This window comes from Desulfocurvus sp. DL1XJH-121, from assembly GCF_054819825.1.
Window position 1 is genome coordinate 92,377 of record NZ_JBTVWW010000004.1, and the last position, 23,849, is coordinate 116,225.

Consider the following 23,849-nt stretch of genomic DNA (forward strand, 5'->3'; position numbering starts at 1 on the left):
TATGGCCTTGCCTGAGGCTCACCATATCCCAGCACCTTCTCAACGATCAACCGCGAGGAAGGATTTGGATGCTGCTCAACGAACACAAAAGCAAATTGCTCTTGGCGGAAGCGGGAATCCAAGTGCCCGAGGGTATTCTCCTCACCCCCCAGACCCTGGAGCACGCGGCTCCGCCCTTCAAGCCGCCCTGGTACCTGAAGGCCCAAATCCTGGCTCCCGGCAGGGGCCGGGCCGGAGGCGTGGCGCGGGTGGACCGCAAGAAGGACCTCGCGCCCCTGGCGAAAAAACTTTTCGCCCTGGTCGTCGACGACAAGCCCGTGCCGCTGCTGCGCCTGGAGCGCGGCGTGGAACTGGCCCGGGAATGCTCGTGTTCCTTCAGCGTGTCCCGCGACCTGGGCCGCCTGGTGTTCACCGTGGGCCGCCAGGGCGGCGCGCCCGTTGAGGGCCAGAGCATCGACAACCTGCTGGTGCAGCACGTCCCCATGAGCCTGGGCCTGCGGGACTACCACATGCGCGCGGCCTTTTTCCACCTGGGCGTGGACAACGAGCACTGGGGCGGGTTCCGCGAGTGCGTCAAGCGCCTGTACGAGGCCGTGTGCAACTACGGCCTGCTCATGGTCGAGATCGACTCCCTGGTGCTGACGGCGGACCTGAGCTGGGCCGCCCTGAACGCCCGGGTCGAGATCGACGACAATTTCCTCATGCAGCACGGCGACCTGGAGCGCTTCTACGCTCCGGAGCACGCCTCGCGCGCGGAGAACCTGGCCCGCGAGGCCGGGCTGGCCTACCATTCCCTGCCCGGGCGCTTCGGCCTGGTGGTCAACGGCGCGGGCCTGGCCATGGCCACCATGGACCTCCTGAACCTCTCGGGCCTGCCCGCCGCCAACTTCATGGACCTGGGCGGCGCGGCGAACCTGGACCGCATGCGCCAGGCCATGCACCTGCTCTTCGCGGACAAGGGCGTGACGGCCGTGTTCGTGAACATCTTCGGGGGGGTGCTGTCCTGCTCCAAGCTGGCCATGGCCCTGAGCGAGGCCCTGGACGAGGAGCCGCCCGTGAAGCCGCTGGTGGTGCGCCTGTCCGGCAACGACGCCGACGAGGGCCGGGCCATCCTCGGGGAGCTGGACATTCCCGAGCTGACCATCGTCTCGGACATGGCCTCGGCCGTGGCCGCCCTGCGCGAGCTGGACGGCCAGGGCGGCGCCGCGGCCAACGGCAACGGGCGCGTGCATGCGGACGTGCCCTTTGACCCCGCGCCGTTCCCCGCGTCCATGCCCTTCGAGAAGGGCATGCCCGTGCTCGTGCAGGGCATCACCGGCCGCACCGCCCAGTGGCACACCGCGCTGATGCGCGCCCACGGCACCAGGATCGTGGCCGGGGTCACGCCCTTCAAGGGCGGGCGGCACGTGGAGAACGTGCCCGTGTACGACTCCGTGCGCGCGGCTCTGGCGCAGCACGAGATCGGCGCGAGCATCATCTTCGTGCCCGCGGCCTTCGCGCCCGAGGCCATCCTGGAGGCCGCCTTCGCGGGCATCAAATGGATCGTCTGCATTACCGACGGGATCACCCAGCACGACATGCTGCGCGTCAAGGAGTTGCTGCCCCCGGATTGCCGCCTGGTGGGCCCCAACAACCCCGGGATCATCGCCCCGGGGCGCACCAAGATCGGCATCATGCCCGACCAGGCCTTCAGCCCCGGGCCCGTGGCCGTGCTCGCGCGCAGCAGCACCCTGACCTACGAGGCGGCCATGCGCCTGACCGCTGCGGGCATCGGCCAGTCCCTGGCCGTGGGCCTGGGCGGCGACCCCTTCGTGGGCACCAGCTACATCGACATGTGCGAACTGCTGCGCCACGACCCGAACACGCGCGCCGTCCTCGTCCTCGGCGAGATCGGCGGCCGCGCCGAGGAGGAACTGGCCGAATACGTCACGCGTACGAATTTCCCGAAACCCGTGGCCGCGTTCATCGCCGGGCGCACCGCGCCCCCGGGCAAGCGCCTGGGCCACGCCGGAGCCATCATCGACCCCGGCCACGGCGTGGACGAAAAAATCAAGGCCCTGGAACAGGCCGGCATCGCCATCTGCCCCGACCTCTCGTCCCTGCCCGCCACGGTCAAGGCGGCGTTGGACAAGGCATAGGAATGCGGGGGCTCAATATCATAAGCCGGAAAAGAGGGTTTGAAGAATAGGTAAAATATAGATATATAGCTAATAAGTAAATTTATGGGGGCGTATAATGAGTAAAATTGCGTTAACTATTGGTATTAACAGCTATATTGGAAGTGAATTAAAATGTTGTGTCGATGATGCTGTAGACGTCGCGACTATGCTGCGTGAAGACAACTTTGGATATATAGTCTATGAATTAAGAGATTTAGAGGCAACCCTGGAAAATATAAAATCCGAAATTTCTCGAATTTTAAAAGGTAATCATGAAGACATAGTAATATTTTTTGCAGGACACGGGGTGTTAGCGGATGATGGTGTGTACTTATGCAGTGTTGATTGTAAAAGATACAATGAAGGATTGAGTGTAGCATATTTAAATAGAATAATAAATTCTATTGCTAAAGATAAAAACGTGCTATTGATATTAGATTGTTGTCACTCGGGTGCTGCGATGGCAAAGAATCGTTCTGTGGTGCCAATTACAAACGCAATAATAGAGGAAGAATTCTCTGGTATTAAGAATAGATCTGTGCTTGCTGCATGTGATATCAGCGAAAAAGCGAAAGAAAGACACGATCTTGGACATGGAATATTTACTTATTGTGTTCTTCTTGGTCTATCTGGGTACGCAGCAGATATGAATGGAGATATTACTGTTACAAGCTTATATGATTTTTTAGTAAATGAAATGAACAAGTTTTCTGTACCCTCACCTGTACTCAAAAGCGATATAACAGATAAACATATTATAGGATCTGGATTTGATGCTTTAACTGTTGAATTGTTGGTTGGTGATGCAAAAGAAATTGTTCTTAAAAAGTTTAAGTCCATTTATTCAAACTGCGAAGATGTATTTACAAAAAACTTTTTTAATCAAGATTGGAAAAAGAAAGGGTATAAAGATTCATGTGTGTCTGTTTCTGCTGTTGTTAGGTGGTGTGAAAAGAAGCTTGAAAAGCATCCTGATCTCAAAAGAGATAAAGAGTTTTTGGAGCTATACCAAAGCTTAAACAATAGAGTATCGCATCTTTCTCGTCTTGACCCTGGGACTGTAACAAAGTGGGGTAACGTTGCACATATGGTTGGTAACGGTGCGTTTGGGTCAGTTTATAAAATAAATGGCGATGACGATAAAATGTATGCTTATAAAGTTTATCATCCTCATGATCTCGCAAATAGTGAAAAAAGAAAAAGATTTGCCAGAGGTTATGAGGCAATGAAGCAGATGGACCATCCTCATATTGTGAAAGTATGGGATTTTTCCGAGTGCCCGTTTGGGTTTTTGATGGACTATATTGATGGGCCCAATCTGCGTGATTTTGGTGGGGCGTTCGAAACTCTAGATGAAACTATTAGCTTGCTTTTAACTATAGCTGATACGTTGCAGCACGCTCATGTAAGATCAGTAATTCACCGAGATGTTAAACCTGAAAACATTATACTTCGATATGAAAATAATGTATACAGGCCATACCTTACAGACTTTGATTTAGCTTGGCATTCTACTGCAACACAAATTACACAAGAAGCATTAGGCACTTTGTTTTATGCTTCACCTGAACAATTACAAACACCAAAAGCTCCAATTTCTCACGCTATTACAACTGATATCTACTCGTTTGGTCAACTTTGTTTTTATGCAATAACTATGTCTGACCCGGCTCCGTCGAGGCAAAAATCAAATATAGAAGCTTTAAATGTTAGATTAAATTCTTGGCCATCATACGAGGCGGCTCGCGACTTTGTTGACCTATACACTGGGTGTACGATGGAAATTCCTCGTGATAGGATTCAGAATTTTAGCGATGTGTCAAATAAGCTGCTGCGAATTAAGAACAAGCTGAAGCATATCGATATGGAAGTCGACCTTGAATTTGCAGATTTTTTAGATGAGGTCGTATTCGCTTCGGTTGGGTTAGCCCCAGAGAAGCGTCAAGGTGAAGGTGTGTTTGAATCTCATTCTGGTATGTTTTTGATATCAATAAGTAGCAAATCAAAGGCTAATGATACATTTAATATAGAGATTTCAATTTTGGCAAAAGGTGATTTGCCTATTCAGGGTGCCACAGCTGAAAAAGCTAGGTCGATTTTAAACAGGAGGGTCGACCAAGCGTTAAAAGGCTACAAACGGGTAAAGAGGACGAATGGTCGGTCTCATGTGTATGAGATAATATTGAATTATTCTACGAAAATTAATATGGACGGAGTTGAAGTTGTAAAATCAATCATTAGCTCAGCGATTAATTCTTTAGAAGCGAGATGTTAAGCATGCCGAAAGGATTTTTGTTTTCACATCGTGGAGGGCGATCAGAGCAAGCTGATTGCATTGTTGTCGGTGGTGATGTATGCATCGGACATTTAATAAAGGAAGAAATTTATGAAAATCCGATGTTTTTTGCAGTTGTTGATGCTATGGGGGGAGAGGATAAAGAAAATTTCAGTAAGGAAATTTGTTGTCATCTTGTTGATAGACTCAAGACGGTTGATAAATTTTCAGAAGATTGTATTCGAAGTTTAATTTTTGATATGCATATAAGTATATCGAAAAATTATGATTCTGTAGGGGCTGCAATTGTCTTGGCTGTTTTGAAAAATACGGATTTGTATGTTGCTTCCATAGGGGATTCTGTTGTTGCTGTCAGTGCTGGTGTAGAATTTAGACCGTTGTTTCAGATGGATCAGCAACACCCTGGTGTGCTTGCTAAAGGGATAGGGTCTTTATTCATTGATAAAATTATGAAAAATGATATCTCTACTGGTGTGTATAGTGGGTTTAGCCATGGCAACAAGCTGCTCATGATGTCTGATGGTTTTTACAATGCTCTTCGCGTGTCAGATTTTTCTGGTTTGTGTTATGAGGATTTTTGGGAATTCTCATCGTCTTTGCTGTTTGTAGATAATTCTTCTTTAATTTATTATGAGTGTTAAGATTGTCTTGGGAGTGACTCAAATAATAGAATCCCCCGTAACCGTCCGGTTGCGGGGGATTTTTGCAATGCATGAATTCTCAAGAGATCAGCCACTTGAGCGAGTGGCCGCGGGGGGCGATTTTATTTCTTGGCCGGGGCCTTGCTCGCTGGTTTTTCTTTTTCGGCCAGGGGTTGCCACAGGGGGGGCGGGGTTTTGAAGGCTTTTTCCGCTTCCTTGTAGCCCATGGTGAAGGCCTTGACGTTCACTTCCACGATTTTGGCGGGCAGGGAGGCTTCCAGGCTCTTGCGCATCACCGAGCGCTTGGTGAAGGGCAACAGGAACGTGCAGGCCCCGAGCACGATGGTGTTCATGGCCTGGACGAGCTTCAGCCGGTCGCGGGCCATTTCCGTGAAGGGCAGGGCCAGGTAGTGGTTGGTGGGCACCTGCTTGACCAGGGTGGAGTTCACCAGCAGCACGCTGTCGGGCTTCAAGTGCTGGAAGTATTTGTTGCAGGCCTCCTGGGACAGGGCCACCAGCAGGTCGATCTTGTCGGTCTTGGGGTAGCTGATGGGGCTGGTGGAGATGACCAGGTCCGTGCGCGACGCGCCGCCGCGCGCCTCGGGGCCGTAGCTCTGGGTCTGGGCCACGTGGAACCCGTGCCCCAGGGCCAGGGCCTGGCCCATGACCTTGCCGAGCGTCAGCACGCCCTGGCCGCCCAGGCCCGAGAGGCAGATCTCGAAGCGTTGGATGTCGTGTGTCATGCCTTGCCCCCCGCGAGTTGTTCACGCATCTGCTGGTACTTGGCCTCCAGGGACGGCTCGTCGCGCTCCTGGAACACGCCGATGGGGATGCGCGCGCCCCGGTCCTCGGGTTTGAGCTTGTTGTAGGCCTCCAGCGGCGTGGCCGTCTTTTTCAGCCATTTGAACATCTCCACCGGGTCCTTGTACTTGTTCTTGCGGCCGAACTGGGTGTGGCAGGGGGTCAGCGTCTCCACGAAGTTGAACCCGGGCCGCGACAGGGCCGCGGTGTAGAGCTTGTCCAGGGTCTTGACGTGGAACACGGTGCCCCGGGCCACGAAGTTGGCCCCGGCCGCGCCCGTGAGCCGCACCAGGTCGAAGGACTTCTCCATGGCCCCGTAGGGCGTGGTGGAGGACCAGGACCCCGCCGGGGTGGTGGAGGAGCACTGGCCGCCGGTCATGCCGTAGATGAAGTTATTGAGCACGATCACGGACAGGCCGATGTTGCGCCGCGCCGCGTGGATGAAGTGGTTGCCGCCGATGGACAGGGCGTCGCCGTCGCCCATGACCACGATGACCTTGAGCTTGGGGTTGGCCATCTTGATGCCCGTGGCCATGGTCAGAGCCCGGCCGTGCACCGCGTGCACGGTGTTGAAGTCCACGTACACGGGGATGCGGCCCGAGCAGCCGATGCCCGCCACGAGCACCACGTCGTCCTTGGGGATGCCCAGGCAGTGGACGCTGCGGATCAGCGAGCCCAGGGCGATGCCGTGGCCGCAGCCCGGACAGAACAGGTGCGGGAACTTCTTGTCGTGCCGCAGGTAGTTGTGGATCAGTTGCGTGACTTGGGCCATGGCTTATCCCTTCCTCAGGCTGTCGAGGATCTGCTTGGGGGTGATGATGCGGCCGTCGACGCGGTTCAGCGTCCGCACTTCGGCGCGCCCGTTGTTCACCCGCTTCACTTCGCGCGATATCTGCCCCATGTTCATCTCCGGCACCAGCACGCTCTCGCAGTGGTGCAGGACCTTCTCCACGGCCGAGCGCGGGAAGGGGAACAGGGTCTTCAGGTTCAACAGGCCGGCCTTGACCCCGGCCTCCCGGGCCTGCTCCACGGCCAGGTGCGCGGCCCGCGCCACGCAGCCGAAGGCGATGACTAGGCGTTCGCAGTCCTCGGTATGCACCTCCTCCACGATCTCGATGTCGTAGAAGAACTGGTCGATTTTGCGGAACTGGCGGCTGATGGCGGCCTCCACCTCGTCGGTCCGGGAGGTGGGGAAGCCGTGGTCGTCGTGGGTCAGGCCCGTGTAGTGGAAGCGGTAGCCCGCGCCCAGGGGCGGCATGGGCGTGACCCCGCGCATGGTCTCCTCGAAGGGGCGGTACCATTCCGGGGGCATGGATGGTTGCAGCCGGGAGAAGATTTCCAGCTCGCCCGGTTCGGGCAGGGCGATTTTTTCGCGGGTGTGGGCCGTGATCTCGTCCAGCAGGAGGATCACGGGGGAGCGGTATTTTTCCGCGAAGTTGAAGGCCTTGACGGTCATTTCCAGGCAGTCCTGCACGTCCGTGGCCGAGAGCACGATGATGGAGTGGTCGCCGTGGGTGCCCCAGCGGGCCTGCTGCACGTCGCCCTGGGCCGGGCTGGTGGGCAGGCCGGTGCTCGGGCCGCCGCGCATCACGTTGACCACCACCAGGGGCACCTCGGTCATGCAGGCGTAGCCGATGAGCTCCTGCATCAGCGAGAAGCCCGGGCCCGAGGTGGCGGTCATGGCCTTGCGCCCGGCCATGGAGGCCCCGATGATGGAGCCCATGGAGGCGATCTCGTCCTCCATCTGGATGAAGACCCCGTCGGGCGTCCTGGGCAGGCGCGCGGCCATGCCCTCCATGATCTCCGAGGACGGGGTGATGGGGTAGCCTCCGTAGAAGCTGCACCCGGCCAGCAGCGCGCCCTCGACCACGGCCTCGGCGCCCAGGGCGAAGATCTCCCTCGGCGCGTTTTTCTTGGCGGTCATGATTTGCAGTACCTGTCCTCGGGGCTCCGGGCCCCCTTGTCGTCCTTGGGCGTGATGACGATGGCGAAGTCCGGACAGTGCAGCTCGCAGAAGCCGCAGTTGATGCAGTCCTCTTCGCGCGCGGCCACGGCGCAGCCCGCCACGGTGTCCAGTTCCAGGACCTTGGCCGGGCAGAAGGCCACGCACAGGCCGCAGGCCTTGCACCAGTCCGGGTAGATGTGGACCCTGGTCTGTCCTTTTGTCGGTTTGGCCATTGCACCTCTCGCTTTCGGGGACGCCGATAAAGCAAAAGGGTAATCGCTGAGTTGTCGATTACCCTCGTCTTCCATGCGGGAGGCTGTCAGCCTCGTCTCGTCGCATCCGGAACATCCCCGGTTTGGATTGTCCACCCATGATGATTGCCGGTGGCCCAAAAACTACCCCAAGTGCATGGGGATGGCAACAGCCGTGGCTATAATGTTTCGGTTTTGCGACGGCTCAGTATCCGGGCCAGGTTTCCATGCGCCAGCCCGTGGGCAGGTAGTACTTGGTGTGCGGCCCGAACCAGCGGTTGTAGATTGTCATGTACTCGCCCCCGGCCCAGGCGCGCATGAGGGTGCGGTTCACGAAGTCGCGGAAGGCCGAATCGTTCGGAGGCAGGCCCATGCCGTAGGGCTCGTCGGAGATGTAGTCGCCCACGATCTCCCAGGCGGCGGGGTCCTGGTCGGAGTTGCGCAGCCCCAACAGGATGGTGGTGTCGGCGCAGACCGCGGATATCTTGCGCTGCTTCAGCGCCATGAAGGCCTGGGCGTAGCCCGGGAAGGCGCGCACCCGGGCCCCGGGCTGGGCCTTCTTGATGTTCTCCTCGGCCCAGGACCCGTCCACCACGCCCACGGTGCGGCCCAGGAGCTCGGCCACGGAGTGCACGGGCCCGGCGCGGCGCACCAGGAGCTTCTGGCCGTCCATGAAATAGGTGATGGAGAAGTCGATGTCGTCCTCGCGCGCGAAGTGGTGGGTCATGGTGGCGGCCACCAGGTCGGCCTCGCCCTCCAGGAGCAGGCCGATGCGCGCGTTCTTGCCCACGGGCATCAGCTCCAGGCGCACGCCCAGGGCCCCCGCCAGCACGCGGCAGAGGTCCACCTCGAAGCCCACGATCTCGCCGGTGTGCTCGTCGGTGTAGCCGAAGGGGATGGCGTTGTCGCGCACCGCCGCGATGAGCGCCCCGCGCTTCTTGATGGCCGCGATCCTGCTCTCCGGCTGCTGCTGAGCCGCCTTGGGCGCGGGCGGGCAGTCCGGGCAGGAGGGGCAGTCCGGGCATTCGGGGCACGGCGGGCAGGGCTTGGGCTGCGGGGCGTCGTTGCCCGAGCAGGCGGCCAGGGCCACGGCCAGGGCCAGGGCGGCGAGAACGAGGGGCAGGCGCAGGGTGCGCGGAACGGGCATGTGCGGTCTCCGGAAACGATCGGGTTTCCTGAAAGGTGTTCCCGAGGCCGGGCCCAGTGTCAAGGGAGAGGCGCAGAGCGGCGGGCCCGGGCCGGGGCTCAGCCCTCCTCGATCTCGCGCCGGATGATGGCCTTGTCGTATGCCGCGAGCACGTCCTTCTGGCGCAGGGCGCCCACCACGCGGCCCCCGGCTTCCGGGTCCACCACGGGCAGCTGGGATATGCCGCGCCCGCTCATGAGCTGCATGGCCTTCTGGATGTCGTCGTCCAGGCCCACGGTCACGGGGGCGCGCGTGCAGACGTCCCCGGCGATGACCAGGTAGTGCAGGCCCTCCTCGCGCAGGATGGGACGGATGTCGTGGAAGGAGATGATGCCCGTGAGCCTGTCCTCGGCGTCGGTGACGTGCAGGTAGGCCATGTCCTGGTTGCGGAAGGTGCGGATGATGTCCACCAGGGGCAGGGTCTCGGGGATGGAGGCCGGGGCGGCGGTCATGAACCGGGACACCTTCAGCGAGCGCAGGATGTTCTGCTCCAGGCCCCGGGAGATGTCGATGCCCCGGCGGCGCAGCTTGCCCGTGTAGATGGAGTCCCGGTGCAGGGCCGAGGCCAGGATGGTGGAGATGATGCAGGTGATCATCATGGGCAGGATGATCTTGTAGTCCCCGGTCATCTCGAAGATGATCAGGATGGCCGTGATGGGCGCGTGGGTGGTGCCGGCCACCACCGCGCCCATGCCCACCAGGGCGTAGGCCCCGGACGGGGCCGTGAGACCCGGGAGCAGCTCCCCGGCCGCCCAGCCGAAGAACCCGCCGCACATGGCCCCGATGAACAGGGACGGGGCGAAGATGCCCCCGGAGCCGCCCGAGCCCAGGGTGGCGGAGGTGGCCACGATCTTGACCAGCACCAGGGCCAGGAGCAGGACCCCGGCGATGCGGCTATGCAGGGCGTTGTTCATGGCCCCGTAGCCCACGCCGAAGGCCTCGGGCCAGGCCAGGACCACCGAGCCCAGGATCAGCCCGCCCACGGCGGGCTTCAGCCAGTCGGGCAGGGGCACGTGCTCGAAGATGTCCTCGGACTTTTCCAGCACCTTGATGAAGGTCACGGCGGCCAGGGCCGCGGCGATGCCCAGGAAGGGATAGACCGCGAACTCCCAGGCCGAGTGGATCTCGTAGGCCGGGATGTTGAAGGTCGGCAGGTCGCCCCAGTAGTAGCGCGAGATGGCCGTGGCCGTGACCGAGGAGATGACCACCGGCGAGAACGAGGCCAGGCCGAAGTCGCCGATGAGGATTTCCAGGGCGAAGAGCACCCCCGCGATGGGCGCGTTGAAGGTGGCGGCGATGCCCGCTGCCGCGCCGCAGCCCACCATGGTGCGCTGGTGCATGACCGTGACCTTGGCCAGCTGGCCCACGGAGGAGCCGATGCTGGAGCCGATCTGGACCATGGGCCCCTCGCGGCCCGAGGAGCCGCCCGAGCCGATGCAGATGGCCGAGGCCAGGATCTTGACCAGGGCCACGCGCTTGCGGATGCGCCCGGACTTCAGCGCCAGGGCGGTCATGACCTCGGGCACGCCGTGGCCCTTGGCCTCGCGCGCGCCGAAGCGCACCAACAGGCCCACCAGCAGGCCGCCCAGGGCGGGCAACAGCGCCAGCTTCCAGGCGGGCACGGTCTCGTGGAAGGTCAGGATGTCATTGGAATTCTGGTAGAAGAGATACTGCGACCCCTGGAGCACGTGGTGGAAGAGCACCGCGCCCCAGCCGGAGAGCGCTCCGATGGCGATGGCCAGAAGCAGATTCAGAAGATTCTGCTCCAGGCAGAAGCGGAGCAGTCCGTGGAACAGGTCAAGGCAGGTGCGGCGTATCATGCGTCCAGGCGCGGCCGGGGCCTGGACCCTGGCGGCGCGGGTTGCGGTGTGCGCGTCAGGTGTCGGTGAAGGCCTCGGTCACGCGGATGTCCAGGCCCAGGGAGCGCAGCCCGCGGGCGTGCTCCTCGGCTTCGGTCCGGGTCCCGTAGCGCCCGGCCACGAGCTGGACCCTGTCGGTTTCGTCCCAGACCCAGACCAGCTCGCGGGGCGACACCCCGCAGGCCTCGGCGCGCATGCGCAGGCGTTCCCGGGCCGCGTCGCGCCTGTCCAGGTCGTCGGGGTCCAGGTCCTCGCCCAGCACCAGGACCCACCAGCCCGGACGCGACGGACGCGGCCCCGAGAGGGCGTCCACGTTGCGCGCCAGCACGGCCAGGTGCCGGATGAGGTTTTCTATTTCCAGGGCTTGGGGCATGCCGTGGCCTCCGCGCCCCCGCTCGGGAGGGCTGCGGCCAATATGCTCGTTCCTATCGGAAATGACAACAGAAATTAGCCGCGCGGGTGGTCCGTGCGCGCGCTGGTCACTGCGCCAGGGTGGACAGCCTGTTGTAGTTCTGGATCACCGAGAGTTCCCATTCCAGGCGGTCCAGGACCATGGACACGATGCGCTTGGAGGGCAGGTCGCCGAAGGCCCCGGAATCCCGCATGAAGCAGACCCGGTGGATGAACGGGGAGTCCAGGTTGGCCAGAAGCATCTTGCAGGTCTGGGAACTGTCCAGCTGCAGGCTGCCCAGGGGCTTGCCGGGCAGGGCCAGGATGCGGCCCAGCATCTCGTGGTCGCGGGCCACGCCGCCCTGGCCGCCGGGCGCGGCGCGGCGCAGCTCCGTGAGCAGCTCGGAGATGCTGCGGGAGTTGACCTTGTCCAGGGTCTCGCGGATGGCTTCCCGGGTCTTGTCGTCGAAGTCCGTGGCGGCCAGGGACTCGTCAGGCCGCTCGGAGTTCTTGAGCAGGTCGTTGGCGGTCAGGCCCTTGGCGGCCTTGCCCGCCTTGGCCAGGGCCAGATACAGGGGCTTGACGTAGTCGGAGATGGCGCGGCGCATCTCCACGGACTCCAGGCAGTCGTTGGCGCAGAGCAGGAAGCGGCCGGAATGCCCGAAGAGCTTCTCCAGGGTCATCCGGGTGTCCTTGAGTCCGTCCAGGTAGTCCCTGTCCCGGCGCAGGAGGGTGGTGTCCACAGTCTGCCGGGGTTTGGCCTGGGCGTCGGCCGCGGTTTCCAGGGCCTTGTCGTCCAGGCCAGCGAGGGCGGCCTGGGCCTCCTCGAAATCCGCCGTGTCCAGGCAGTGGCGCAGGTTCTTCAGCTTGTCCCAGACGTTCTCCACCGCGGCCAGGTCCTGGCCCTGGAGCGTGGTCTCGTGCTTCACGGCCGTGCGCCCGAGGTTCAGGTCCAGGTAGTGGATCAGGCGTTCCAGGTCCGAGGCCATGGTGGCGTCCACGCCCTCCAGGAATCCGCGTCCCAGGCTCCATTTGAGGCAGATGCGCGCCATGCGCGCGGACAGGTCGCGGACCACGTGGGGCGGCAGGGAGATCATGGCGAATTCCTTGCGCTGGCGGTCGTCCTTGCGCCGTTCGGCCACCGTCTCCTGTACGCTCTGGGTGTTGTATTCGCGGACCACGGCCAAAAGCGAGCGCAGCCAGGCGCGCAGTTCGGCCGGAACCTTGTCCTGGGGCAGGCCCCTGAACCGCGCGGCCAGGTTTTCGGCCATGGGCCCGGGGTCCTCCCCGCAGCCGCGCAGCCGGTCCAGGGCCCGGCGCAGGCGGCTGGCGGCCGCCGGGCACAGGCGCGGCAGCACCAGCCCCAGGAGGCGGTCCGTGTCCAGGGTCTGGACGGCCTTTTCCAGGGTCCTGGCCTCGTACAGCACGCGCAACAGCGCCATGTCCTCCACGAAGGCCGGGTCCTCGGATTTGTAGGGCACGCGGGAGACCACGCGGAACACCGCGCCGGGGTTCATGCCGGCGATCTCCTTGATCTCGCCCTCCAGGCGCTTGGCGGAATACCGGCCCCCGAAGGCGGCCAGCCCTTCCTTGATCACCTCCAGCACGGACCTGTGGTCCCGCAGCAGGTCGCCGAAGCCCGGGCGGTGGTCCGCGCTGATCCTGGAGGACGTCTCCTCCAGGGTCTTGTCCAGGGTCTTGAAGGCCGTGCGCAGGTTCTCCCGGGCCTCGGGGCTGCGGAAGGCGTGCTGCAGGGCGCTGATGGCGCCCAGGCCGTTGCCGAACAGGGCGGCGGCGTCCAGGTCGTCGTCGGTCAGGCGCGTGACCAGGGCCAGGTCCTCGCGCAGGGCCTTTTCGCTGATTTTCTTGCGGGGCGCCTCGGCCAGGCCCGCGGCCCGCTCGGCATCCTGCTCCCTGACGACCGCGAGGGCCTCGGCCACAGCCTTGTCGTCGATGCGCTTGGCCAGGAACAGCCCGCGCAGGGCCGACAGGGCGCGCACCATGTTCCCGCCCGCATGGCGCGCCACGGGGTCCGTGCCGGGCACGGCCAGGCCCAGGTCCAGGTACAGGGTGATGCGGTCGATGTTGTCCGGGGTGCGCAGCACGCTCTTGGAGATCATGTCCTGGCCCAGGCCCAGGAGCACGCAGATGCGCTCCAGCCGGGAGTGGACGGCCTCGAACAGGGCCGGGTCGATGCGCTCCTGCTTGGCGGGCGCCCAGCGGTCCTTGCGCCAGGTATAGGCGGACAGGACGTTGATGCCGCGCAGGACGGCGCGGTCGCCTTCGCGGGCGAATTCCAGGCGGTCGCTGCGCACCGTGACCTCGGTCCCCGGGCGGACGCCCCAGGTTTCCATATCCTCGGGCCGCACGGGCGCGTCGGCCAGGGACTTGAGCCCGGCCAGGCGCAACTCGCCCTCGAAGGTCACGGGCGGGGGCGGCTGGCGCAGCAGTTCGTGGTGCACGTGCAGCCCGCCCCGGACCTGCACCGCGTGGGTGAAGGCCTTGTTGATCATGAGCGCGCCCCGGGCCACGAGGTCGCCGGCCACGGAGTGGATGTCCGGGGAAATGTTGAAGGAGCGCACGTCGTCGGCCAGGATCAGGTCCCCGAGCCACATCCCGTCCCGGTACAGGACCCCGATCTGGCCGGTCTTCGGATCCGTGCCCACGCGGGTCTTTGGGGCCAGGGTCTGCAGGAACTCCCGCCAGCGGGCTTCGGTCTCCGGGCTGCGCGGGATGTGCACGTCGGGCAGGAAATGGATGCTGTAGCCGCCGCCCGGGCCGCCGATTTCCAACTCCTTGATCCAGCGCTCGCTTTCCTGCTGCTTGATGGCCCGCTGGATGGCCACCTCGGCGAGCTTCACGCAGCGCTCTTCCATCTTCTGGGCCGTGAGCTTGAAGCCCAGCATGGACAGGGCCTTGCGCGTGTAGGCGTAGAGACGGCGGCGGACTTCGCCTTCGTCTTCGTTGTCGCGGCTCAGGCGCAGATACGCATCGCCTATCTTGTCCACCAGGCGGTGGGTAAGCTTGTTCTGGTCGGTCATGCTGGTCGTGGGTGAAGGTCCGGGGGCCGTTTCCGAATGTAGAGGCAAGGCGCGTGGCGAGTCAATGGGCCGCGCGCGTTTCGCCGCATACGCCAGGGGAGCGGGGGAATCTGCCTTTGCCCTGCGCCGCAAATGAATTCGCGGGGCTTGAGCCTTGATTCCAGGGGCCCGGGGAGGTAGAAAAATGGCCTGCGCGCAGCCTGCCGCGCCAACCCTCGACACAGGACGGGAATCCCATGCCTCCCACGCAACTCGAAAACAGCCTCTGCTCGAAGCGCATCTGCGATCTGACCCCCTTCCAGGTCATGGAAGTTCTGGAAACAGCCAACCGCATGGAGCGCGAGGGCGTCCACGTGATCCACCTGGAGGTGGGCGAGCCGGACTTCGACACGCCCCCGGCGGTGCTGGAGGCGGCGGAGCGCGCCATGCGCGACGGCAAGACCCACTACACCCATTCCCTGGGCGTCCTGGAGCTGCGCGAGGCCATCGCCGAGAACTACCACACCTGCTACGGGGTGGACGTGTCCCCGGACCAGATCCTGGTCACCCAGGGCACCTCGCCGGGCATGATGATGGTCTTCGCGGCGCTCCTGGAGGCCGGGGACGAGGTCATCATCTCCGACCCGCACTACGCCTGCTACCCGAACTTCATCCGTTTCGCCGGCGGCGAGCCCGTGAAGGTCCGCGTGCTGGAGGAGGACGGCTTCCAGTACCGGCCCGAGGCCATCAAGGCCAAGCTGACCCCGCGCACCAAGGGCGTGCTCGTCAATTCGCCCTCCAATCCCACGGGCAACCTGCTCTCGGCCGAGCGCATGCGGGCCATCGCTGACATGGCGCCCTTCGTCATCTCCGACGAGATCTACCACGGCCTAGTCTACGGCGGGGACACGGACCACAGCATCCTGGAGTTCACGGACCGGGCCTTCGTGTTCAACGGGTTCTCCAAGCTGCACGCCATGACGGGCTGGCGGCTGGGCTACGTCATCGCGCCCCGCGAGTTCATGCGCGGGCTGCAGGTCATGGCCCAGAACTTCTTCATCTCGGCCAACGCCCCCACCCAGTGGGCAGGCATCGCGGCCCTCAGGGAGACGGCCGCAGACACCGAGCGCATGCGCGCCATCTACGACGAGCGCCGCATCTTCATGATCAAGCGCCTGAAGGAGATGGGCTTCGGCATCACCGTGGAGCCCACGGGCGCGTTCTACGTGCTGGCCAACGTGCGGCCGCTGAACCCGGACAAGGCGGCGGACTCCCTGGCCCTGGCCTACGACATCCTGGACAAGGCCCACGTGGGCGTGACCCCGGGCATCGACTTCGGCGAGGGCGCCCAGGGCTACATCCGCTTCTCCTACGCCAACTCCCTGGAGAACATCGCCGAGGCCATGGACCGCATCGAGAAATACGTGAACGAGCGCCTTCGGTAAGGCCGTTGAAAAAGCGCAATTTGCTTCGTTGCTGCGAATATTTCAAACCCTCGCGTATTTCATATGCGCGTCGGTCTTGACTATTTTGCCGGAAAGCAAAATTGGTCGATGCGGCGAAGCGCATCGCCCGCAGGGGTGCTGGCAGGACGGCCAGCGAACAAATGTTCTTGCGCCTCGCATCTCACACTTTTTGAACGGCCTTAGGGAAAATCAAATCAATTCGGGAGAGATGAGCCATGCCCCGCAATATAACGCCCAAGAACGCCCTGAAGAAGAAGGCCGAGGTGGCCGAGGCCGACAGGACCGCCACCTTCGCCCCCGGCTCCACGGACGCCCTGCGCTCCCTGGGCGGGGACACGGTGTTTCTCGTGGGCCTGCGCGCCAGCGGCAAGACCAGCCTGGGCAGGCTCGCGGCCCAGCGCCTGGGGCTGCCCTTCGCGGACACGGACGAGCTGGTCTGCGGCCGCGCCGGGGCCACGGTGGCCGAGATTGTGGAAAAGGACGGCTGGGAGGCCTTCCGCGCCCTGGAGACCGAGGTGCTCGAAGACATCGCGGGCACGCCCATGGTGGTTGCCACGGGCGGGGGCATCGTCCTGGCCCCGGAGAACCGCGAGCTCTTGAAGGCCGGGGGCCCGGTGTTCTATCTCCTGGCCACCACCCTCTGCGTGGTGGACCGCCTGACCAGCGACATGGACCCGGCCCAGCGCCCGCCCCTCACGGAGCTGCCCCTGGCCGAGGAGATGGGCCGCCTGCGCGAGGAGCGCGACCCCCTGTACATGGAGGTGGCCAACTTCGTTCTGCGCGCCGAGGAGCCGCTGGAGAATCTGGCGGCCGAGCTGGAGGAGCGCATGCGTCTGGTGGCGCGCATGAAACAACGCGCCTAGCCCGCGCCATGAACGCACTCTTCCAGGCCGCTCCCAAGGGAGTGGCCTTTTTCATGCCCAAAAATCGAATTTTCGCACAGACCTAGGCAGGCCGTCCCAAAGTAGTGAGATGCAAGACGCAAGAAAAATGCAAGACCGACGCGTACTCCCGTACTCGAGGTTTTGCATTTTTCGCAGCAACGCAGCAGATCGCTGCTTTGGGACGGCCTGCCTAGTGGTGGATCAGGCCGTAAAGGCGGGCCATGAAAGGCTTGGAATACATGGACAGGCGCGACATGAACCATTTCGCGTTCTTGTTGCGGGCCTTGAAGCGGTGCGCCGCGTCGGCGCTGCGCCCGGGCAGGTTGGGGCCTACGGCCGTGGTGAAGAACGCCGCGAAGCCGAGCTTCTTGGCTTCGTCCAGAGCCTCGGCGCTGAAGGTCCCCCAGGGCCAGGCCAGGGAGCGCACCTCGCGGCCCAGCTCCTGTTCCATGAGCTGCTTGCAGGCCGAGAGGTCCGCGCGCAGGCGTTCGCGGAATTCCTCGGGGGTCTCCATGCGGCCCAGGCGGTCCCGGGACAGGGCGGCCACGGCCTTTTCGATGCGTTGGGCGTTGTCCGGGTCCGCGAAGAAGGCCTTGGCCCCGTCGTAGTCCTGGGGCACTTCGGCGTGTACCATGTCGTAGAGTTCCGTTGATGGCAGAAAGGCCTCGTGGCCCATGGCCGGGCCCCGGCCGAACTGGGGCAGGCCGTAGAGCACCTCGTGGTCCAGGCGGTCGAAGGTGCGCCTGCGCACGCCCGGGGTGAAGAGCTTGGAATAGTCGGCGGAGGTGAACACCGAGCGGTGGGTGTGGGTGTGCGCGGCCATGCGCATGACCCCCGAGTCCTCCATGAGCCGGGCCTCCTTCCAGGAGAAGAACAGATCCCGGCGCACGCGCAGCCCTTCCCCGGTGCGGCGGACCGGGGCGTTGACCTGGGGCAGCTCGTCCATGCCCACGAACCCGGACCAGACGTCCTTCAGGGTCGGCCGGGGCAGGTTCTCGGCCACGATCTTGTTGCTCACCGTGAAGACCACGCCCTTGTGGCCGTGCTTTTCCAAGAGCGGCCAAGCGTTCACGAAGTTGTCCAAAAAACCGTCGTCGAAGGTCAAGAGCGCGGCCTTGCCCTCGATGGGCCGTCCCTCCAGCAGAAACTCCTCGGCCTCGTCCAGGCCCACGCCCCTGTATCCGGCGCGGGTCATGGCCTCCAGATGGCTCTCGAACACGTCGGGGTCCACTGCGATGGGGTTGGGCCACGAACTGATGTAGTGGTACATGGCCACGGGAAGGCTCTTGGGCATGATCCTGACCTTAACGTACGCGGATGCTTGACTGAACGCTTTGGCGGTTTATCTTAAGGCGTACCGCCCCCCCGGACCTGGGGGGGACGGTCCAAGGAGAGCTATACGAGATGAGCGTTGAATACAAGGATTATTACAAGCAGCTCGGCGTGGAACGCAGTGCGTCCCAGGAGGAAATCTCCAAGGCGTTCAAGCGTCTGGCGCGCAAGCACCATCCGGACTTGAACCCCGGGGACGCGGGCGCCGAGGCGAAGTTCAAGGAGCTCAACGAGGCCTACGAGGTCCTCAAGGACCCGGAGAAGCGCAAGCTCTACGACCAGCTCGGGCCCAACTGGCAGCATGGCCAGAACTTTCAGCCCCCGCCGGGATTCGAGAACTTCAACTTCCAGCAGGGCGGCGGGTTCGACGCCTCGGGGTTCTCGGACTTCTTCGAGACCATTTTCGGCGGCGGCGGCGGATTCGGCGGCCGGGGCGGCGGGTTCTCGGGCTTCGGCGGCGGGTTCCAGCGCGGCCCGCGCCGGGGCTCCGACGCCGAGGTGTCCATGGAGCTGACCCTGGAGGAGGCCTACAGCGGCGGCAACAGGACCATCGCCCTGCAGGACCACGCCGCGGGCCGCACCAGGAACCTGTCCGTGAACATCCCGGCGGGCGTCAAGGACGGCGCGCGCATCCGCCTGGCCGGGCAGGGCAACCCGGGCTCGGGCGGCGGCCCGGCCGGGGATCTGTTCCTCAAAGTCCGCCTTGCCCCCCACCGCCTGTACAAGGTGGAGGGCGCGAACCTGGTCCTGGACCTGCCCCTGGCTCCGTGGGAGGCGGCCCTGGGCGCCACGGTGCGCGTGCCCACCCTGGACGGCGAGGTGGACTTGAGTGTGCCGCCGGGCGTGTCCAGCGGCCAGAAGCTGCGCCTGGCGGGCAAGGGCCTGGGCAAGGGCTCGGGCCGGGGCGACCAGCTGGTGCGGATCATGATCCGCACGCCCAAGGCCCAGACCGAGGAACAAAAGAAGCTGTGGAGCGAACTGGCGGAGAGTTCCGACTTTTCGCCCAGGAACTTCTAACCGGGTGTTGAAGATGCCTTTATTCAGGCTGTTCAAAAATGTGCGAGTGCAAGGCGCAAGATAAATTCAAGGCCGACGCGTACTCCCCGTACGCGAGGGTTTGAATTTGTCGCAGCAACGAAGCCGCGCCAGCGATCGTGCGTTTTTCAACAGCCTGCCCCGGAGGTCGCAAGATGAGCCAGAGACACAATGGAGGCATGAGCCGCCAGCAGGAAGTCCTTCCCGAGCCGTCGGCCCAGGTCTCCTGGAACGAGTTCATCGAATTGACGAGCATGGCGCCCGCGCGCCTCACGGAGCTCATCGAGCTGGGCTGGGTGCAGCCCGCGCGCACTTCCGAGGCCTTGTATTTGTTCCGCATGCGCGACGTGTACCGCGCGCGCAAGCTGGAGCGCATCTGCCTGGACCTGGAAATCACGGCCCTGGCCGGGACCATCATCGTGGACCTGGTGGAGCGCGTGGAGACCCTGGAGGCCAAGGTCCGCGAACTGGAGCGCCTGGCCTGAGGGCCGGGCTAGAGAGGGATCAATCCGCATACGTGGAGGTAACGATATGGACTTGAACAAATTCACCCGCAGGAGCCAGGAGGCCATTTCGGCGGCTCAGGACGTGGCCCTGCGCAGGGGACATCAGCAGATAGACGCCGAGCATCTGCTCGCCGCGCTCCTGGAGCAGGAGGGCGGCCTCACACCCCGCGTGCTGGAGCAGGCGGGCATCGACCCCAAGGCCTACGCCAAGGAGGTGGAGACCGAGCTGGGCCGCCTGCCCAAGGTCGGCGGCCCCGGGGCCGCGCCGGGCAACATCTACGTCACGGACCGCGTGAACCGCGCGCTCCTGGCGGCCCAGGACCAGGCCAAGCGCATGAACGACGAGTTCGTGAGCGTGGAGCACATCCTCCTGGCCCTGGCCGACGAGGCCCCATCCACGGGCGTGGGCAGGGTCAACAAGCATTTCGGCCTCAGCGCCGAGAAGCTGCTCAGCGCCCTGACCGAGGTGCGCGGCTGCCAACGCGTGACCTCCGACGACCCGGAAGCCACCTACGACGCCCTCAAGAAATACGGCCGCGACCTGGTGGAAGAGGCCAGGAAGGGCAGGCTCGACCCGGTCATCGGCCGCGACGAGGAGGTGCGCCGCACCATCCGCATCCTCTCGCGCCGCACCAAGAACAACCCCGTGCTCATCGGTGAGGCGGGCGTGGGCAAGACCGCCATCGTCGAGGGCCTGGCCCAGCGCATCCTGGCCGAGGACGTGCCCGAGGGCCTCAAGGACAAGAGCATCTTCTCCCTGGACCTCGGCGCCCTCATCGCCGGGGCCAAGTACCGGGGCGAGTTCGAGGAGCGCCTGAAGGCCGTGCTGGCCGAGGTCCAGAAGTCCGAGGGCCGCATCATTCTGTTCATCGACGAGATGCACACCCTGGTGGGCGCGGGCAAGACCGAGGGCTCCATGGACGCGAGCAACCTCCTGAAGCCCATGCTGGCGCGCGGCGAGCTGCACTGCATCGGCGCCACCACCCTGGACGAGTACCGCAAGCACGTGGAAAAGGATCCGGCCCTGGAGCGCCGCTTCCAGCCCGTGTTGGTGGACCAGCCCGGGGTGGAGGACACCATCTCCATCCTGCGCGGCCTGCGCGAGCGCTTCGAGGTGCACCACAAGGTGCGCATCGCCGACGCGGCCCTGGTGGAGGCCGCCGTGCTCTCGCACCGCTACATCGCGGACCGCCAGCTCCCGGACAAGGCCATCGACTTGATCGACGAGGCCGCGGCCATGATCCGCACGGAGATCGACTCCATGCCCGCGGAGTTGGACCAGGTGAACCGCAAGGTCATGCAGCTGGAGATCGAGCGCGAGGCCCTGCGCCGGGAGACGGATTCCAAATCCCGCGAGCGCCTGGAAAAGCTGGAGCGCGAGCTGGCCGACTTGAAGGAGGAGCAGACCGCCCTGCGCACCCAGTGGGAGCGCGAAAAGGCCTCCATCGGCGGGGTGGCCGAGCTCAAGAGCCGCATCGAGGAGACCCGCCGCGACATCGAGGAGGCCAAGCGGGCCATGGACTACGCCCGCGCCGCCGAGCTGGAGCACGGGGTGCTGCCGGACCTGGAGCACAAGGTGGCCCGGGCCCAGGAGGGCGGCGGCGACGACGGCCCGCGCCTGCTGCGCGAGGAGGTCGGGCCCGACGACGTGGCTCAGATCATCGCCCGCTGGACCGGCATCCCGGTGACGCGCCTGCTCGAAGGCGAGCGCGAGAAGCTGCTGCGCCTGGCCGACACCCTGCACGAGCGGGTGGTGGGCCAGGACGCGGCCGTGAACGCCGTGGCCGACGCGGTGCTGCGCGCCCGCGCGGGCCTCAAGGACCCGGCGCGGCCCATCGGCTCCTTCATTTTCATGGGCCCCACGGGCGTGGGCAAGACCGAGCTGTGCAAGACCCTGGCCTCGGCGCTGTTCGACACCCAGGAGAACATGGTCCGCCTGGACATGAGCGAATACCAGGAGCGGCACACCGTGGCCCGGCTCATCGGGGCGCCTCCGGGCTACATCGGCTACGACGAGGGCGGCCAGCTCACCGAGGCCGTGCGCCGCAAGCCCTACAGCGTGGTGCTCTTCGACGAGATCGAGAAGGCCCACCCCGACGTCTTCAACACGCTGCTGCAGATCCTGGACGACGGCAGGCTCACGGACAGCCACGGCAGGACGGTGGACTTCAAGAACACCATCATCATCATGACCTCCAACCTGGGGGCCCAGCACCTGCTGGCGGGCATCCAGCCCGACGGCTCCCTGGCCCCGGGCGTGGAGGAGCAGGTCATGGCCGAGCTGCGCGGGCACTTCAGGCCCGAGTTCCTGAACCGCGTGGACGAGGTCGTGAACTTCAAGCCCCTGGTGGCGGACCAGCTCAAGTCCATCATCGAGCTGATGCTCGCGGGCCTGCGCGCCCGCCTTGCCGAGCGCAAGATGGGCCTCACTCTCACGGACGCGGCCAAGGAGCTGGTGGTGGAACGGGCCTACGAACCGGCCTTCGGCGCGCGGCCCCTGCGCCGCTACCTGCAGACCCACCTGGAGACGCAGCTGGCCAAGGCGCTCATCGGCGGCGACGTGCAGGAGGGCGCGGAGATCGTGGTGGACGCCAAGGACGGCGAGCTGACCTTCTCCTGAGCCCGGCAAGCCTGATACCAAGGCCCCTTCCCCATGCGGGGGAGGGGCCTTTTCCGTTTTCGGGCCGGTGCAATATCCTGCAATCCTTGCGCGCCGGGACGGGCTAGGCCATGCCCCGAACCCGAACCAAGGAGACGGCATGGCCGACATCGAAACCTGCAAATGCGTCATCGTCATCGACCCGGAACTGCCCCTGGGCCTCATCGCCAACACCGCGGCCGTCCTGGCCGTGAGCCTGGGCCGCCAAGCCCCGGATTTGGTGGGCGGGGCCGTGGCCGACGCCTCGGGCACGGCCCACGAGGGCATAACCCGCTTGCCCATCCCGGTGCTCAAGGCGCGTAACGGGGACCTGCCTGAACTCTGCGGGCGCGCCCGCCGGGCCGGGCTGTTCGTGGTGGACTTCACTCGCGCGGCCCAGGTGTCCAGGCACTACGACGACTACGAGGCCCGCATGGCCGCCACCCCCGCCGGGGAGCAGCGCTACCTGGGTCTGGCCCTGTACGGCCCGGCTCGCGAGGTCAGCCGCCTGACGGGTTCCCTGGGCCTGCTGCGCTGAGCGCGGGCCGGAATCGGGCTTGATGCGCCGCAGTGTTTGTGCGAGCGTGAAATGGGTTGTTTTGCCACAGGAGAATCAATGCGCATCCAGCGGATCCTGCTTGCCTTGGCCTGCGCCGCCGTTGCTTTCGCATGCGCGGGGCCTTCCGCCGCGTTTGCCGGAGATGGGGGTCTGGTGGTGGGCTGCGACGATTGGCCGCCCTACGAATACAAGGAGGACGGCAGATTCAAGGGCATCGCCATGGAGATCCTTCAGGAAGCGTTGAGGCGCATTGAACAACCCGTGGCGTCCATCGAACAGTATCCCTGGGCGCGTGGGCTGCGGCTTCTGGAGGGCGGCGGGCTGGACGTGCTCTGTTCGGGGGTCATGGACACGGCGCGCCTGGGGTACGTCCGCTACCACCAGGAGCCTTTGGTGGAATCCCGCTGGGCCCTGTTCGTGCGCTCGGATGACGAGGAGCGCCTTGCCGTGCGGCAGCTCGCGGATTTGGACGGGAAGGCCCTGGGCATCGTGCGGGGCTACTCCTATTCCATGGTCGTGGACGAGTATCTACGCACCCATGGCCATGTGGTCGAGGTCTCTTCTGACCGGGCGAACCTGGAACTCCTGCTGCGGGGGCGCGTGGACTACGTCCTGTGTGACCTCTTCAACGGCCTTGATCTCAGGAGGCGCATGGGCGCGGTGCGGGATGTGGAGCCTCTGGAGGACGTGCCCTTCCTGCCCGTGGTGCGGGTCTTCGTGCTCTTCAGCCGCAAGCGGGTGCCCGCGGCCCTTGTGGATCGTTTTGACGAGGAACTGCGGGCCATGCGTGTCCAGGGCGTCGTGCAGGGGATCGTCGGGCGGTACCAGCGCTAGCCCCGGCCTTTCCTCCGGCTGCGGAATTCGCAGGGGAACGCGGCTTT

General features: G+C 63.9%; 19 protein-coding genes. 10 read left to right on the plus strand and 9 right to left on the minus strand.

Features of this window, described 5'->3' with window-relative positions; genetic code table 11:
* Positions 1 to 68: 68 nt before the first annotated feature.
* From sucD to ACYYG1_RS04405, 3 genes are all read left to right on the plus strand, one after another.
* Entirely contained in the window at positions 69 to 2,138 is a 2,070-nt protein-coding gene (gene sucD, locus ACYYG1_RS04395) for a succinate--CoA ligase subunit alpha (RefSeq protein ID WP_461209069.1), read from the plus strand.
* Positions 2,139 to 2,235: 97 nt separating this feature from the next.
* Complete coding sequence (locus tag ACYYG1_RS04400) at positions 2,236 to 4,434, plus strand: protein kinase domain-containing protein (protein ID WP_461209070.1); 2,199 nt, start codon at positions 2,236 to 2,238, stop codon at positions 4,432 to 4,434.
* 2 nt (positions 4,435 to 4,436) lie between these two features.
* Positions 4,437 to 5,096: a protein phosphatase 2C domain-containing protein gene (locus ACYYG1_RS04405; protein WP_461209071.1), complete on the plus strand. Its 660-nt coding sequence runs from the start codon at positions 4,437 to 4,439 to the stop codon at positions 5,094 to 5,096.
* 122 nt (positions 5,097 to 5,218) lie between these two features.
* On the opposite strand, the gene ACYYG1_RS04410 is transcribed toward ACYYG1_RS04405, so the two are convergent.
* The 8 genes from ACYYG1_RS04410 to ACYYG1_RS04445 all read right to left on the minus strand — a co-directional run bounded on the left by ACYYG1_RS04410 (position 5,219) and on the right by ACYYG1_RS04445 (position 14,569).
* A complete protein-coding gene (locus ACYYG1_RS04410) occupies positions 5,219 to 5,839 on the minus strand; it encodes a 2-oxoacid:acceptor oxidoreductase family protein (RefSeq protein ID WP_461209072.1) in 621 nt (206 codons plus the stop codon).
* Complete coding sequence (locus ACYYG1_RS04415; protein ID WP_461209073.1) at positions 5,836 to 6,669, minus strand: 2-oxoacid:ferredoxin oxidoreductase subunit beta; 834 nt, start codon at positions 6,667 to 6,669, stop codon at positions 5,836 to 5,838. The genes ACYYG1_RS04410 and ACYYG1_RS04415 overlap by 4 nt, the downstream gene beginning before the upstream one ends.
* 3 nt (positions 6,670 to 6,672) lie before the next feature.
* A complete protein-coding gene (locus tag ACYYG1_RS04420) occupies positions 6,673 to 7,821 on the minus strand; it encodes a 2-oxoacid:acceptor oxidoreductase subunit alpha (RefSeq protein ID WP_461209074.1) in 1,149 nt (382 codons plus the stop codon).
* Positions 7,818 to 8,075 (minus strand): 4Fe-4S dicluster domain-containing protein, encoded by a 258-nt coding sequence (locus ACYYG1_RS04425; protein WP_461209075.1) that lies wholly within the window; start codon positions 8,073 to 8,075, stop codon positions 7,818 to 7,820. The genes ACYYG1_RS04420 and ACYYG1_RS04425 overlap by 4 nt, the downstream gene beginning before the upstream one ends.
* A 223-nt stretch (positions 8,076 to 8,298) precedes the next feature.
* The gene (locus ACYYG1_RS04430) at positions 8,299 to 9,240 is read right to left on the minus strand and encodes an ABC transporter substrate-binding protein (protein WP_461209076.1); all 942 of its coding nucleotides are present in this window, start codon (positions 9,238 to 9,240) and stop codon (positions 8,299 to 8,301) included.
* 98 nt (positions 9,241 to 9,338) lie between these two features.
* The gene (locus tag ACYYG1_RS04435; protein WP_461209077.1) at positions 9,339 to 11,099 is read right to left on the minus strand and encodes a chloride channel protein; all 1,761 of its coding nucleotides are present in this window, start codon (positions 11,097 to 11,099) and stop codon (positions 9,339 to 9,341) included.
* Positions 11,100 to 11,154: 55 nt separating this feature from the next.
* A complete protein-coding gene (locus tag ACYYG1_RS04440) occupies positions 11,155 to 11,511 on the minus strand; it encodes a hypothetical protein (protein ID WP_461209078.1) in 357 nt (118 codons plus the stop codon).
* 106 nt (positions 11,512 to 11,617) lie between these two features.
* Positions 11,618 to 14,569, minus strand: a complete 2,952-nt coding sequence (locus tag ACYYG1_RS04445) for a hypothetical protein (protein ID WP_461209079.1) — start codon at positions 14,567 to 14,569, stop codon at positions 11,618 to 11,620.
* A 236-nt stretch (positions 14,570 to 14,805) separates the two neighbouring features.
* Here ACYYG1_RS04445 and ACYYG1_RS04450 point away from each other — a divergent pair, with 236 nt between their 5' ends.
* Together ACYYG1_RS04450 and aroL are read left to right on the plus strand one after the other, a co-directional pair.
* The gene (locus ACYYG1_RS04450; RefSeq protein WP_461209080.1) at positions 14,806 to 15,993 is read left to right on the plus strand and encodes a pyridoxal phosphate-dependent aminotransferase; all 1,188 of its coding nucleotides are present in this window, start codon (positions 14,806 to 14,808) and stop codon (positions 15,991 to 15,993) included.
* 236 nt (positions 15,994 to 16,229) lie between these two features.
* On the plus strand, positions 16,230 to 16,877 hold the full coding sequence (gene aroL, locus ACYYG1_RS04455; protein WP_461209081.1) for a shikimate kinase AroL: 648 nt from the start codon (positions 16,230 to 16,232) through the stop codon (positions 16,875 to 16,877).
* A 211-nt stretch (positions 16,878 to 17,088) separates the two neighbouring features.
* Here aroL and ACYYG1_RS04460 read toward each other — a convergent pair whose 3' ends face one another.
* Positions 17,089 to 18,192 carry a polysaccharide deacetylase family protein gene (locus tag ACYYG1_RS04460; RefSeq protein ID WP_461209082.1) on the minus strand — a complete coding sequence of 368 codons (1,104 nt, stop codon included), beginning with the start codon at positions 18,190 to 18,192 and terminating at the stop codon, positions 17,089 to 17,091.
* A 110-nt stretch (positions 18,193 to 18,302) separates the two neighbouring features.
* Here ACYYG1_RS04460 and ACYYG1_RS04465 point away from each other — a divergent pair, with 110 nt between their 5' ends.
* The 5 genes from ACYYG1_RS04465 to ACYYG1_RS04485 all read left to right on the plus strand — a co-directional run bounded on the left by ACYYG1_RS04465 (position 18,303) and on the right by ACYYG1_RS04485 (position 23,802).
* Positions 18,303 to 19,247, plus strand: coding sequence for a DnaJ C-terminal domain-containing protein (locus ACYYG1_RS04465; RefSeq protein WP_461209083.1), 945 nt, complete (start codon positions 18,303 to 18,305; stop codon positions 19,245 to 19,247).
* Positions 19,248 to 19,420: 173 nt separating this feature from the next.
* Positions 19,421 to 19,750 carry a chaperone modulator CbpM gene (locus tag ACYYG1_RS04470; RefSeq protein WP_461209084.1) on the plus strand — a complete coding sequence of 110 codons (330 nt, stop codon included), beginning with the start codon at positions 19,421 to 19,423 and terminating at the stop codon, positions 19,748 to 19,750.
* Positions 19,751 to 19,796: 46 nt separating this feature from the next.
* Positions 19,797 to 22,391 (plus strand): ATP-dependent chaperone ClpB, encoded by a 2,595-nt coding sequence (gene clpB / locus ACYYG1_RS04475; RefSeq protein WP_461209085.1) that lies wholly within the window; start codon positions 19,797 to 19,799, stop codon positions 22,389 to 22,391.
* Positions 22,392 to 22,530: 139 nt separating this feature from the next.
* On the plus strand, positions 22,531 to 22,947 hold the full coding sequence (locus tag ACYYG1_RS04480) for a DUF2000 domain-containing protein (RefSeq protein WP_461209086.1): 417 nt from the start codon (positions 22,531 to 22,533) through the stop codon (positions 22,945 to 22,947).
* A gap of 78 nt (positions 22,948 to 23,025) precedes the next feature.
* Positions 23,026 to 23,802, plus strand: a complete 777-nt coding sequence (locus ACYYG1_RS04485) for a substrate-binding periplasmic protein (RefSeq protein WP_461209087.1) — start codon at positions 23,026 to 23,028, stop codon at positions 23,800 to 23,802.
* Positions 23,803 to 23,849 lie beyond the last annotated feature (47 nt).

Bases quoted from the DNA above. Each gene is read 5' to 3' on its own strand.
- ACYYG1_RS04430 (WP_461209076.1), bottom strand. From the start codon at position 9,240: ATGCCCGTTCCGCGCACCCTGCGCCTGCCCCTCGTTCTCGCCGCCCTG.
- ACYYG1_RS04410 (WP_461209072.1), bottom strand. From the start codon at position 5,839: ATGACACACGACATCCAACGCTTCGAGATCTGCCTCTCGGGCCTGGGC.
- ACYYG1_RS04445 (WP_461209079.1), bottom strand. From the start codon at position 14,569: ATGACCGACCAGAACAAGCTTACCCACCGCCTGGTGGACAAGATAGGC.
- clpB (WP_461209085.1), top strand. From the start codon at position 19,797: ATGGACTTGAACAAATTCACCCGCAGGAGCCAGGAGGCCATTTCGGCG.
- ACYYG1_RS04435 (WP_461209077.1), bottom strand. From the start codon at position 11,099: ATGATACGCCGCACCTGCCTTGACCTGTTCCACGGACTGCTCCGCTTC.
- ACYYG1_RS04415 (WP_461209073.1), bottom strand. From the start codon at position 6,669: ATGGCCCAAGTCACGCAACTGATCCACAACTACCTGCGGCACGACAAG.
- ACYYG1_RS04480 (WP_461209086.1), top strand. From the start codon at position 22,531: ATGGCCGACATCGAAACCTGCAAATGCGTCATCGTCATCGACCCGGAA.
- ACYYG1_RS04420 (WP_461209074.1), bottom strand. From the start codon at position 7,821: ATGACCGCCAAGAAAAACGCGCCGAGGGAGATCTTCGCCCTGGGCGCC.
- ACYYG1_RS04450 (WP_461209080.1), top strand. From the start codon at position 14,806: ATGCCTCCCACGCAACTCGAAAACAGCCTCTGCTCGAAGCGCATCTGC.
- ACYYG1_RS04470 (WP_461209084.1), top strand. From the start codon at position 19,421: ATGAGCCAGAGACACAATGGAGGCATGAGCCGCCAGCAGGAAGTCCTT.
- aroL (WP_461209081.1), top strand. From the start codon at position 16,230: ATGCCCCGCAATATAACGCCCAAGAACGCCCTGAAGAAGAAGGCCGAG.
- ACYYG1_RS04400 (WP_461209070.1), top strand. From the start codon at position 2,236: ATGAGTAAAATTGCGTTAACTATTGGTATTAACAGCTATATTGGAAGT.
- ACYYG1_RS04460 (WP_461209082.1), bottom strand. From the start codon at position 18,192: ATGCCCAAGAGCCTTCCCGTGGCCATGTACCACTACATCAGTTCGTGG.
- ACYYG1_RS04440 (WP_461209078.1), bottom strand. From the start codon at position 11,511: ATGCCCCAAGCCCTGGAAATAGAAAACCTCATCCGGCACCTGGCCGTG.
- ACYYG1_RS04425 (WP_461209075.1), bottom strand. From the start codon at position 8,075: ATGGCCAAACCGACAAAAGGACAGACCAGGGTCCACATCTACCCGGAC.
- sucD (WP_461209069.1), top strand. From the start codon at position 69: ATGCTGCTCAACGAACACAAAAGCAAATTGCTCTTGGCGGAAGCGGGA.
- ACYYG1_RS04405 (WP_461209071.1), top strand. From the start codon at position 4,437: ATGCCGAAAGGATTTTTGTTTTCACATCGTGGAGGGCGATCAGAGCAA.
- ACYYG1_RS04485 (WP_461209087.1), top strand. From the start codon at position 23,026: ATGCGCATCCAGCGGATCCTGCTTGCCTTGGCCTGCGCCGCCGTTGCT.
- ACYYG1_RS04465 (WP_461209083.1), top strand. From the start codon at position 18,303: ATGAGCGTTGAATACAAGGATTATTACAAGCAGCTCGGCGTGGAACGC.